This is a genomic window from Streptomyces sp. MST-110588 (genome assembly GCF_022695595.1).
GTDB lineage: Bacteria > Actinomycetota > Actinomycetes > Streptomycetales > Streptomycetaceae > Streptomyces.
The window spans coordinates 2300724-2313091 of the sequence record NZ_CP074380.1 but is presented as its reverse complement, the minus strand read 5'-3'; the positions used below and the strand labels follow the sequence as shown (position 1 = coordinate 2313091).

General features: G+C 71.5%; 6 protein-coding genes. 2 read left to right on the top strand and 4 right to left on the bottom strand.

The features are described 5' to 3' along the window. Window positions 1-153: 153 nt before the first annotated feature. Window positions 154-2361 carry a M4 family metallopeptidase gene (locus KGS77_RS10070; protein WP_242587397.1) on the bottom strand — a complete coding sequence of 736 codons (2208 nt, stop codon included), beginning with the start codon at window positions 2359-2361 and terminating at the stop codon, window positions 154-156. A 486-nt stretch (window positions 2362-2847) separates the two neighbouring features. Here KGS77_RS10070 and KGS77_RS10065 point away from each other — a divergent pair, with 486 nt between their 5' ends. Further along, a complete protein-coding gene (locus KGS77_RS10065) occupies window positions 2848-4131 on the top strand; it encodes a serine hydrolase domain-containing protein (protein WP_242580373.1) in 1284 nt (427 codons plus the stop codon). 58 nt (window positions 4132-4189) lie between these two features. Here KGS77_RS10065 and KGS77_RS10060 read toward each other — a convergent pair whose 3' ends face one another. The 3 genes from KGS77_RS10060 to glgX all read right to left on the bottom strand — a co-directional run bounded on the left by KGS77_RS10060 (window position 4190) and on the right by glgX (window position 10589). Further along, on the bottom strand, window positions 4190-6046 hold the full coding sequence (locus KGS77_RS10060; protein WP_242587396.1) for an ABC transporter ATP-binding protein: 1857 nt from the start codon (window positions 6044-6046) through the stop codon (window positions 4190-4192). Between the two features lie 29 nt (window positions 6047-6075). Further along, the gene (locus tag KGS77_RS10055) at window positions 6076-7872 is read right to left on the bottom strand and encodes an ABC transporter ATP-binding protein (protein ID WP_242580372.1); all 1797 of its coding nucleotides are present in this window, start codon (window positions 7870-7872) and stop codon (window positions 6076-6078) included. A gap of 341 nt (window positions 7873-8213) precedes the next feature. Beyond that, window positions 8214-10589, bottom strand: coding sequence for a glycogen debranching protein GlgX (glgX, locus tag KGS77_RS10050; protein ID WP_242587395.1), 2376 nt, complete (start codon window positions 10587-10589; stop codon window positions 8214-8216). 469 nt (window positions 10590-11058) lie between these two features. Between glgX and KGS77_RS10045 the strand changes: the two genes are divergently transcribed. Further along, complete coding sequence (locus KGS77_RS10045; protein ID WP_242587394.1) at window positions 11059-12246, top strand: Ig-like domain-containing protein; 1188 nt, start codon at window positions 11059-11061, stop codon at window positions 12244-12246. The last annotated feature ends 122 nt before the right edge of the window (window positions 12247-12368 follow it).

The window sequence follows — 12368 nt, the reverse complement described above, 5'->3', positions numbered from 1 at the left end:
AAATCGTCCGTGGAGGGAACATCGATGTCCGGATAACGGAGTCGGGCGCCGCTCCCGAGGAGCGACGCCCGACGTGTGCGGACCTTCATGGAGTTACCGGGCCCGGCCTGCGAACTGTGAGGCCACCGGGGCCAGGAGGCCGGCGCGCGGCTCTCAGAAGGTCAGCCTCCAACTGTTGATGTAGCCGGTGTCCTGCGCGTAGACGTCCTGGACCCGCAGCTTCCATACGCCGTTGGCGGCCCTCTTGGAGGCGTCGACGGTGTACGTGGCCTTCACGTTGTCCGCCGAGTCCGAGGCGTTGGAGTTCTTCAGGCGGTAGGCGGTGCCGTCCGGCGCCACCAGGTCGATGACCAGGTCACCGCGGTAGGTGTGGACGATGTCCACGTCCACCTTCAGGTTGCTCGGCGCGTTGCCGCTGCGGGTGACGTTGATCGGCGAGGTGACGGCCGCACCCGCGTCCGGGATCGGGACGTCGTCGGTGTTCTCGAAGACATTGCCGCCGCCGGCCGGGTTGACCGTCCACTTGAAGCTGGTGCTGCCTGTCTTGTTCGCCGAGTCGGTGACCGTGACCGTCACGCTGCTGGTGCCGGTGGCGGTGGGCGTACCGGAGATCAGACCGGTGCTCGCGTTGATCGACAGCCCGGCGGGCAGACCGGAGGCCGCGTACTTCAGCGCGCCGCTGTTGCTGCTGGTCGCCTTGATCTGCAGGCTGGCCGGCTGGTTGACGGTGCTGGTCTGGTCGCCCGGGTTGGTGACGGACACGCCGCCGTCGGGCACCCGCGAGCCGACGTTGACCGCGGCCCAGGTGTTGGCGACGGTGTTGTACGTGCTGCTGTCCTGGCCGAAGAGGTCGGCGGCGGCGCGCAGCGTTGCGGTGCGGGCCGCGGCATAGTTGGTGTTCGCGCTCATGTACTGGCTGAGCGCCTTGAACCAGATCTTCTCGGCGTTGGCCCGGCCGATGCCGGGGACCGGGAGGTTGTCGTAGGTCGGGCTGTCGTAGTGGACGCCGTTGATGTCCTTGGCGCCGCTGCCCTCGGAGAGCAGGTAGAAGAAGTGGTTGGCCACGCCCGAGGAGTAGTGGACGTCGACGTTGCCGATGCCCGAGTACCAGTAGTCCTTGGACCGGCCGTCCTTGCTGGGCTTGTCCATGTAACGCAGCGGCGTGCCGTTGCCGTTGATGTCGATCTTCTCGCCGACGAGGTAGTCACCCGGGTCCGCGGAGTTGTTGGCGTTGAACTCCACCGCCGCCGCGAAGATGTCGGAGGTGCCCTCGTTCAGACCGCCGGACTCGCCGCTGTAGGTGAGGTTGGCGGTGGCGGAGGTGACGCCGTGGGTCATCTCGTGGGCCGCGACGTCGATCGAGGTCAGCGGCTTGACGTTGCCCTGGCCGTCACCGTACGTCATGCAGAAGCAGTCGTCCGACCAGAAGGCGTTGACGTAGTTGTTGCCGTAGTGGACCCGGCTGTACGCGCCGACGCCGTCCCCCCGGATACCGGTGCGGCCATGCACGTTCTTGTAGTAGTCCCAGGTCAGCGCCGCGCCGTAGTGCGCGTCCACGCCGGCGGTCTGGGCGTTCTGCGGAGTGCCGTCGCCCCACACGTCGTCGGGGTCGGTGAACAGCGTGCCGGTCCCGGACGTCCCGTGGTTGAGGTTGTAGGTCTTGTGGTTGCCGCGCGTGGTGTCGGTCATCGTGTACGAGGGCGCGGTCCCGATGGTGACCTTGCCGCTGTACTGGCTGTTGCCGACGCCGTTCTCGATCGCCTGGTACTGGAAGATCTTGGCGCCGGTGTTGGCGTTGGTGATGACGTGCAGCTCGTTGGGCGTGCCGTCGTCCTGGAGGCCGCCGACGACCGTCTCGTACGCCAGAAGGGGCTTGCCGTCGGCGACCCAGATCACCTTGCGCGGGTCCTTGGACGCGGTGGTCTTCTTGGACCCCTGCGCCTGCGCCGCCTTGACGGCCTTGGACTCGGCGGCGGCCGGCGCGATCTTCGCCGTGGTGCCGTCCACCTTGAGCTGGGAGGCCACGGCCTTGGTGACGCCTTCGACCTTGCCGCTCCTGGTCTCGTGGACGATCAGGTCGCCGCCGAGTACCGGCAGTCCGGCGTAGGTGCGCTCGTAGCGGGTGTGGGTGGTGCCGTCGACGTCCTTGGACACGTCCTTGACGACCAGCTTCTCCTTCGCGCCCAGACTCAGCTTCTTCGCGGTCTGTGCGGTGGTGGCGCCCGCGTCCCGTATCAGCTCCGCACGCTGGGACGGGGACAGCTTGACGGGCAGCGCGCCCGGGTCGGGCTTGGCGAAGGACTTGGCGGCCTGTGCCGGGGCGGCCGTGCTGGCGCCGGTCTGCGCGCCGACGGCGAGCATCGCCGTCACGGCGACGACGGCACCGGTCGCTACGGCGCGCCGACGCCCATGGGGGTGCGTCTCACACTGACTCCTTCTGCGGGGCCGCGCCGTTGGGATACGCGACCGAGGGGGAAACCGGGCGGCTAAGTGGTCGTCCGGGCAGAGCGAGGCAGAACTCTTGGAGCGTGTGGGGGGATGGTGCGGGCCGTGCGCACGGGATGAACTGTGGGGGCCGTGCGACGGCTGCCGGGAAGAGTGCCACCGGAGAGCTGTTGTTGTCAGGCTCTCATCAAGAAGTTGGCCGGAAAACGTCCGTAGAGCGAAGGATCGGGTTCGTATACAGGACACGCGGCACGTACACCTTCGCGCGCCACCGAGTCCGCCGCCCGCCCGTCAGGGCCGGTACGGCCGGTACGGCACACCGGTCAACCCCGGTACCGGACTTCGGCGTCCCTCACGCCACAGGGGCACACCCAGCCCCCTCGCGAGCGAAGGACACCATCGATGAAGCAGCGAGTCCGGCGTCCCGTACGTACCCTGCGTACCGTTCTGCTCACCCTGACGACGACCGCGGCGGTCGGGGCGGGCACCCTGACCGCGTCCGCGGCCCCCTATGGGGCGACGGCGGACACGGCGTACGGAACATCCACTCACGGGAAGTCCGCGTACGGAACCGGGGCGGGGCAGGCCCGCCGGGGCGGCCACGAGGCGACCCTGGCCGCACTGCGGCAGGTCGTCGGCTCCGGCGAACTGCCCGGCGTGATCGCCAAGGTCCACGACGCGAGAGGTGCGTGGTCCGGCGCGGTGGGCCTGTCGGACACCGCCACCGGGCGCCCGCGCTTGACCGGCGAACACTTCCGGGCGGCGAGCAACACCAAGATGTTCATCGGCACCGTCATGCTCCAACTGGAGGCCGAGGGGAGGCTGAGCACGGAGGACACGGTGGAGAAGTGGCTGCCGGGCCTCGTACGCGGCAACGGCTACGACGGCCACAAGATCACCCTGCGGCAACTGCTCTCCCACACCAGCGGCCTGCCCGACTACACCGGCGACGAGGCGTTCCACGTCAAGACCTCGGGCAGCGGCTTTCCCGAGCACCGCTACGACACCTACCGGCCGCAGGACCTGGTCGCCGTCGCACTGAAGATGGCGCCGCCCAAGGCGAACCCGGCCTACTCCAACACCAATTACGTCCTGGCCGGCCTGGTCATCGAGAAGGCGACCGGCCACACGTACGCCCAGGAAGCCACCCGCCGCATCATCGAGCCGCTGAAGCTGACCGGCACCTCCTTCCCCGGCACCGACCCGAGGATGCCGGCGCCGCACCCCGTCGCCTACTCCCGGCTCCACTCCAAGGACCCCGACGCCCCCGTCCACGACGCCACCGAACAGAACATGACCTGGCTCGGCGCGGCAGGCGAGATCATCTCCACCGCCGACGACCTCAACCGCTTCCAGCACGCCCTGATGCGGGGCCGTCTGCTGCCGCCCGCCCAGCTCGACAAGATGCTGGACGGGGCGCCGGCGGGCGGCGGCGGCGCGTACGGCCTCGGGGTCGACTCCCTGAAGCTGTCCTGCGGCGTGACGGTCTACGGGCACACCGGCCGGACCAACGGCTCACTGTCCGCGACGACCGGCACGAAGGACGGCTCCCACCGGCTGACGTTCCAGATCAACGGCGACTGGCTGACCAACTCGTCGGTCTACTACGACATCATCGAGGCGGAGTTCTGCGGCAAGGCCCCGGGCACGGGCGGGAACGCCGGGACGGGAAAGTTCGCAGACTGAGCGCGGGCGGCACCCCGGGCCCACCGAACTCCCCGGCCGGTCCGGTCCCCGTCGGCCGTCAGTGGACCACGCTGTCCTGCCAGGCGCGGTGGAGCTGGGCGAAGTGGCCGTTCTCCTTGGTGATGAGTTCGGTGGGCGGGCCGTCCTCGATGACGCGGCCGTGGGACATGACCAGGACGCGGTCGGCGGTTTCGACGGTGGACAGGCGGTGGGCGATGACGACCGCCGTACGGCCGCGCAGGACGGTATCCATGGCGCGCTGCACCGCACGTTCGCCGGGGATGTCCAGGGAGCTGGTCGCCTCGTCCAGGATCAGTACGGCGGGATCGGCGAGCAGGGCCCGGGCGAAGGCGACCAACTGGCGCTGACCGGCGGAAATCCGGCCGCCGCGCTTGCGTACGTCGGTGTCGTACCCGTCGGGCAGGGCGGCGATGAAGTCGTGGGCGCCGATGGCCTTGGCGGCGCGTTCGATCTCCTCACGGGTGGCGTCCGGGCGGCCGACGGCGATGTTCTCGGCGACCGTGCCGGAGAAGAGGAACGCCTCCTGCGTCACCATGACGACATTGCGGCGCAGTTCGGCCGTGGACAGCTCGCGCAGGTCCACGCCGTCCAGGAGCACCCGGCCGGCGGTCGGGTCGTAGAAGCGGGCCAGGAGCTTGGCGAGGGTGGACTTGCCGGCGCCGGTGGTGCCGACGACGGCGACCGTACGGCCCGCGGCCAGGGTCAGGTCGAAGCGGGGCAGCACTTCGCCGCCCGTGCGGTAGGCGAAGCTGACGTCCTCGAAGCGCACCTCGCGGCCGGTGTGTGCGCCGGGCGGTGCGGGCAGGGCCACCGGGGCGGCGGGTTCGGGCACGGCGGGGCGCCGGGCGAGCAGGCCCGCGATCTTCTGGAGTGACGCGGCGGCGGACTGGTAGGAGTTCAGGAACATGCCGAGGCGGTCGATCGGGTCGTACAGGCGGCGCAGGTACAGCACGGCGGCGGCCAGGACGCCCAGGGCCAGCCCGCCGGAGGCGACCCGGTAGGCGCCCCACAGGACGATGGCCGCCACCGCGAAGTTGGCGACCATCCGCGAGGAGACGACATAGCGGGCCATCTCCAGGACCGCGTCGCCGTTGACCCGCTCGTGCGTACGGTTGAGGCGGTCGAAGGCGGCGTCGTTGGCCCGCTCGCGGCGGAACGCCTGCACCGGCCGGATGCCGTTGACCGTCTCGGCGAACTTCACGATGACCGCGGCGGTGGCCGTGGACTTCGCGCTGTAGACCCGCATCGAACGGCGCTGGAAGGAGCGTACGAGGAAGTAGAGCGGGCCGGCGGAGGCGATGGCCGCCAGTCCCAGCTCCCAGTCCAGGTACAGCAGCGTCGCCGTGATGTAGAGGGTGGACAGCACGACGACCAGCAGCTCCTGCAGGCCCTCGTTGAGCAGTTCGCGCAGCGACTCCACGTCCGTGGTCGCCCGCGATATCAGCCGGCCGGAGGTGTAGCGCTCGTGGAAGTCCAGGCTCAGGGCCTGGCCGTGGCGGAAGATGCGTCCGCGCAGGTCGAGGAGGACGTCCTGGCTGACGCGGGCGGAGAGCCGGATGAAGGCGTACTGGAAGCCGCCGGAGGCCGAGGCACACAGGAGATAGCCGACGGCGACGGCGATGAGCGGGCCGTAGTCGTGGGCCCGCAGGGCGGGCACGGCGCGGTCGATGGCGTACGCGACCAGCAGTGGGCCCGCCTGCACGGCGGCCTGCTGGAGCAGCAGGAGCAGCGCGGAGACGCGGACGCGACGGGTGTGCGGGCGCAGCAGCGAGCCCATGAGGGAGCGGGAGGCCCCTTTGGGCGTGGTCAGTGTGTCGTTCTCGAACTCGTCAGTTGTTTCCGTTCCCGCTCCCGTTCCTGAGGGGGCGGGTCCGGCGGACTTGTCGGTCGTCATGGTCGTGGCCGTGGTCGTCGTGGTGGTGGTCATCGGGCGGCCTCCTCCTCGCGTCGTGCCGGGCCGTTCTGCCCGGGGCCGTCGCGCCCCGGGCCGCCCTCGCCCTCGCCCGACATCAGGGAGGCGTATTCGGCACTCGTACGCAGCAGTTCGTGGTGGGTGCCGACCGCCGCTATACGGCCCTCGGAGAGCAGCGCGACCCGGTCGGCGAGCAGGACCGTGGAGGGGCGGTGGGCCACGACCAGGGCGGTGGTGGTCGCCAGGACCTGCCGCAGCGCCGCCTCCACCAGCGCCTCCGTATGGACGTCCAGTGCGGAGAGCGGGTCGTCCAGGATGAGGTAGCGCGGGCGGGCGGCCACGGCGCGGGCCAGCGCCAGCCGCTGCCGCTGCCCGCCGGACAGGCTCAGCCCCTGCTCGCCGACCTGGGTGTCGCCGCCCTCGGGGAGCGCGCGGACGAACTCGGCGGCCTGGGCCACCTCCAGGGCCCGTGCGAGGTCCTCCTCGCTCAGGCCCTCGCCGCCCATGAGGACGTTCTCGGCGGCGGTCGCCGAGAAGAGCGTGGGCTCCTCGAAGGCCACGGCGACCAGCGCCCGCACCTCCTCACGGGAGAGCGTCGTGATGTCCGTGCCGTCCAGGGTGATCCGGCCGGCGGTGGGGTCGTACAGACGCGGTACGAGCGCGGTGAGCGTGGTCTTACCGCTGCCGGTCGCACCCACCAGGGCCATGGTCTCGCCGGGCCGTATGTGCAGATCGACGCCCCGGAGCGTGGCCGGGGTGTCCTCCGGCGCGTCGGGGTACCGGAAGACCACGCCGGAGAAGACCAGCCCGGCGGGGGTGTCCGCGGTTGTGGACTTCGCCGCTTTCGCCCCTTCCGCCCTCTTCGCGGTCGTTTTCTTTTCGTCCGTACCTTTTTCCTTCGGCTGCTTCTCGTCCATGACCTCGAAGAACCGGTCGGTGGCGGTGGCGGCCTCGTTGCTCATGGCCAGCAGGAAGCCGATCGACTCCACCGGCCAGACCAGCGCCAGGGCGGTGGAGAGGAAGGCGACGAGGGTGCCGGCCGACAGCTCCCCGTCGGCCACCTGCACCGTGCCGAGCACCAGCGCCGCGCCGATGGCGATCTCCGGCAGCGTCATGATGCAGGTCCATATCGCGGCCAGCAGCCGCGCCTTGTGCAACTCGGTCGTACGCAGCTCCCGCGTCAGCCGCCGGAACGCGCGGGCCTGGCTGCGGTGGCGTCCGAACCCCTTGATGATCCGGATGCCCAGGACCGATTCCTCCACCACGGTCGTCAGATCGCCCACCTGGTCCTGGGCCCGGCGCGCGGCGAGTGCGTAGCGCGACTCGAAGACCGAGCACAGCACGATCAGCGGCACGATGGGCGCGAGCAGCACCAGCCCCAGGGACCAGCGCTGCGCCAGCAGGATGGCGAAGCCGACCAGGATCGTGGTCACGTTGACGACCAGGAACGTCAGGGGGAAGGCGAGGAAGAGCCGTACGAGTTGCAGGTCGGTCGTCGCCCGGGACAGCAACTGGCCCGACGCCCAGCGGTCGTGGAAGGAGACCGGCAGCCGCTGGACGTGCCGGTAGAGGGAGTCGCGCATCGACGCCTCGACGTCGGCGAGCGGGCGCGCCACCAGCCAGCGCCGCAGCCCGAACAGCCCGGCCTCCATGATGCCGAGCAACAGCAGGTACAAGCCGCCCAGCCACACCCCGCCCGGGTCGTGGCCGGCGACCGGCCCGTCCACCAGCCACTTGAGCACCAGCGGGATGACGACGCCGACGCAGGACGCCAGGACGGCGACGAACGCGGCCGTGAACAGCCGCATCCGCACCGGGCGTACGTATGGCCACAGGCGCAGCAGGGAGCGCACCGCGGACCGCTGCCCGGGCCCGGACGGGGGGTCGGTGGCGGGTTCCGGCTGGTGCGCGGGCCGGGACCCGGACCCCGGCTTGGACCCGGGCCCGGGCCCGGACTCAGGCCCGGACTCGGGCCCGGACCCGGATTCGTATGCGGATGCGGACGGGGGCTTCACTTTCGCTGTATCGGCCATCAGCGGTGAGCGTACGGTGCGGCACTGACAATGCTCACGCGGTTTTCGCCCGCCGACGCATACCTCGGCGCCCCTCGCGCACGCCTACGGGAACGCCTCTTGGGGCACCGCGCCCGTCACCCGGTGACCGCCCGCAGCAGCAGCACCGAGCGCCCCGGAACCACGACGGCCGCCCCCGCCTCATGCCGTACGGGCGGCGGCTCGTCCTGCTCCTCCCGTGAGGTGTCCACGACCAGCTCGTACGTCCGTGCCCACGGCTCCCCGGGCAGGACGAAGGAAACCGGCCGGTCACCGGCGTGCAGCACGGCCAGGAAGCTGTCGTCGGTGATCGGGGCACCCAGCTCGTCGCGCTGCGGGATGTCCCGCCCGGACAGGTAGAACCCCAGGGTGGCGGTGGGCGCGTACCAGTCCGCCTCGGTCATCTCCGTGCCCCGCGGGGTGAACCACGCCAGGTCGCGCAGCCCGCCCGCCCCCTGCCGCCCCGAGAAAAAGGCGCGGCGGCGCAGCACCGGATGGGCGCGGCGCAGTCCTATGAGGCGGGAGGTCAGCACGGCCAGCGACCGCCACCCGGGGTCCTTCATGAGCGACCAGTCCAGCCAACTGGTCTCGTTGTCCTGGCAGTAGGCGTTGTTGTTGCCATGCTGGGTGCGGCCCATCTCGTCGCCCGCCACCAGCATGGGGACACCGGTGGAGAGCAGGAGTGTGGTCAGCAGGTTGCGTAACTGGCGGCGGCGCAGGGCCCGTACGGACTCCTGGTCGGTCTCGCCCTCGGCCCCGCAGTTCCAGGAGCGGTTGTCATCGGTGCCGTCCCGGTTGCCCTCGCCGTTGGCCGCGTTGTGCTTGTGCTCGTAGGAGACCAGGTCGCGCAGGGTGAAACCGTCGTGGGAGGTGATGAAGTTGACCGAGGCGTACGGGCGGCGTCCGCCCCAGGCGTACAGGTCGCTGGACCCGGACAGCCGGTAGCCCAGGTCCCGTACGTCGGAATGGGCGCCGCGCCAGAAGTCGCGCACGGCGTCGCGGTAGCGGTCGTTCCACTCCGTCCACAGCGGCGGGAAGGCGCCGGCCTGATAGCCGCCGGAGCCGACGTCCCAGGGCTCGGCGATCAGTTTGACCCGGCGCAGTACCGGGTCCTGGGCGATGACGGCGAGGAAGGGCGAGAGCATGTCGGGCCGCTCCCCGCCCGGGGCGGCGGGCGCGGAGCGGACCAGCGCGGCGGCGAGGTCGAAGCGGAAGCCGTCCACGCCCATCTCGGTCACCCAGTAGCGCAGCGAGTCGGTGATCAGCCGCAGCACGTTGGGCCGCACGACGTGCAGGGTGTTGCCGCAGCCGGTGTAGTCGGCGTAGCGGCGGGCGTCACCGGCCAGGCGGTAGTAGCCGCGGTTGTCGATGCCGCGGAAGGAGAGCATGGGGCCGAGTTCGTTCGCCTCGGCGGTGTGGTTGTAGACGACGTCCAGGATGACCTCGATGCCCGCGTCGTGCAGCGCCCGTACCATCCGCTTGAACTCGCCGACCTGCTGGCCGCGGGAGCCGGAGGCGGCGTAGGCGGCGTGCGGGGCGAAGTAGCCGATGGAGTTGTAGCCCCAGTAGTCGCGCAGGCCGCGGCGGAGCAGATGGTCCTCGTGGGCGAACTGGTGGACGGGCAGCAGCTCGACGGCGGTGACGCCCAGGCGCAGGAGGTGGTCGACGGCGGCGGGGTGGGCGAGCCCGGCGTACGTGCCGCGCAGGTGCTCGGGGACGCCGGGGTGGCGCATCGTGAAGCCCCGGACGTGCAGTTCGTAGATGACGGAGTCGGGCCAGGGGGTCTTGGGGCGGCGGTCGTCCCGCCACTCGTCCGCGCCGTCCTGGTCACCCTCGTTGCCGACCACCACGCCCTTGGGGACGTACGGTGCCGAGTCACGCTCGTCGCGCACGGTGTCGGCGATGTGCTGCTGCGGCCAGTCCCGCATGTGCCCGTACACCTCGGCGGGCAGCGTGAACTCCCCGTCCACCGCGCGGGCGTAGGGGTCCAGGAGGAGCTTGGCCGGATTCCAGCGGGCTCCGGTCCAGGGGTCCCAGCGGCCGTGGACGCGGTAGCCGTAGCGGGTCCCCGGCCGTACGCCGGGCAGGAAGCCGTGCCAGATCTCGTGTGTCAGCTCGGCCAGCGGGTGACGGGTCTCGTGTCCCTCGTCGTCGAAGAGGCAGACCTCCACGGCCTCCGCGCCGGCCGCCCAGAGGGCGAAGTTGGTGCCCGTGACGCCGTCCGGGCCGGTGCGGCAGTGGGCGCCCAGGGGGTGCGGGCTGCCGGGCCGTACGGGGGCGGCGGTTGGCGGGGCGGGGCGCGGACGGGGGCGCTGCCGGGTGCGGGTGCGGGCGTGGTGTGTGGCGCGGGGGTGGGCGTGGCGCGGGGCGCGGGGGCCCGTACGGGACGGCCGTTGACGGTGGCCGGCCCGGAGGGCGCGGTGGTTCCCGGCGCCGGGGGCGCGGCGAGCTCCGGCGACAAGGGCATGGCGGATTCCGGCGTCGCCGTCCCCGGCGTTGCCGACCCCAAGGACGCCGACCCCGGGGACGCGGTCCGCGGCGCCGGTGCCCGTGCCGTCGCGTCCGGCCCGCCCGTTCCCTGCCGTCCGTCCCGTACTGCCTGCTGCCGTCCGTCCAGTGCCGCCTCCCGCTGTCCGTCCTGTAGTACCTCCCCCCGTCCGTCCGGTACTGCCTCCTGCTCGGGTGCGCTCGACACCTGCCAGCCTCCTGCGGCTCACGGCCCGGTCGGGCGGGCCCCGTGCATGACGTCCCGGCCATGCGTTCGGACCCGCCCTCCCTCCTGTTCTTCCCGCAACCGGCCGCCGCCTCACGTTTCCCGCGGTGGGGGCGCTCGTTGATCTGTTCGTGACGTACCGAGGCGTGACCCACCGGGTGAGCACAGGACGAGGACGAGCACCGCGCGGGACGAAGGCCAAGGCACCCGGACGCGTACGGGCGCACGCGATGGCGACCGTGGCGGCGCTGGGCGTCGCCGCCCTGGCGGGGACGGCGGCGCTGACGGGCTGCGGCCTCCCGGAGACCCTGGCGGGCGGCAAGCCGCGCTCGCCGGAGGAGGCCATCAGGGTCTTCCCCGGGGACGGCGCGCGCGAGGTGGGGGCCCGCGACCGGCTCGAAGTGCGGGTGCCCGACGGCCGGTTGGAGCGGGTCGTGGTCGGCCGGTCCGGGGACGGCGGCAGCGTCACCGTACCGGGCCGGATCTCCCGCGACGGCCTGAGCTGGCGCCCGCGCGCGGACCGGCTGGTCCCGGCCGCGCGCTACACCGTCGACGCGGTGGCGCTGGACGGCCACGGGCGCCGCTCCGCCCGGCACACCACCTTCACCACCTCCGTGCCCATGCGCCGCTTCATCGGCTTCTTCACGCCCGAGAACGGTTCCACGGTCGGTACGGGCATGATCGTCTCGTTCGACTTCAGCCGCCCGGTCGCCGACCGCGCCGCCGTGGAGCGGGCCATCTCCGTCACCGCGCGGCCGGGCGTGCCGGTCGCGGCCCACTGGTTCGGTGCCCGGCGGCTGGACTTCCGGCCCCGCGACCGCTGGCGGCCCGGTACCGAGGTCACGGTCGCCCTGCGGCTGCGCGACGTACGGGCGGCGCCGGGCGTGTACGGGATCCAGCGCAAGCGGGTGCGTTTCAGGATCGGCCGGGATCAGACCAGCACGGTTGACGCGGCGGCGCACACGATGACGGTGCGGCGGGCCGGGCGGGTGCTGGCCACTTTGCCGGTCACCGCGGGCGACCTCGCCAGCCCCACGTACAACGGGAAGATGGTGATCCTGGAACGGCACGCCGTGACCCGTATGAACGGCGACACGGTCGGTTTCGGTGCGGAGTACGACATCCCGGATGTTCCGCACGCGCTGCGGCTGACGACCTCGGGAACGTTTCTGCACGGCAACTACTGGGCTGCGCCCCGTACGTTCGGCGCCGCCAATACCAGTCACGGCTGCATCGGGCTGCGGGACGTGCCCGGTGGCGGCCCGGACACCCCGGCGGGCTGGTTCTTCGACCGGTCCCTGATCGGGGACACGGTGGAGGTGGTCCGCTCACCGGAGCGCACCGTCGCCCCCGACAACGGCCTCGGTGGCTGGAACATGCCGTGGCGGCGGTGGCTGGCGGGCTCGGCGCTGCGCTGAAGGGCCACCGTACAGGGAGCGAATCCGGCCGACTCCAGGGCGAGTCGGGCTACCTTTCGTACGATTGCGCATCACGCTTATCACTTGGGACCGAACGGTGACATCGGCGGGGAGGCCACTGT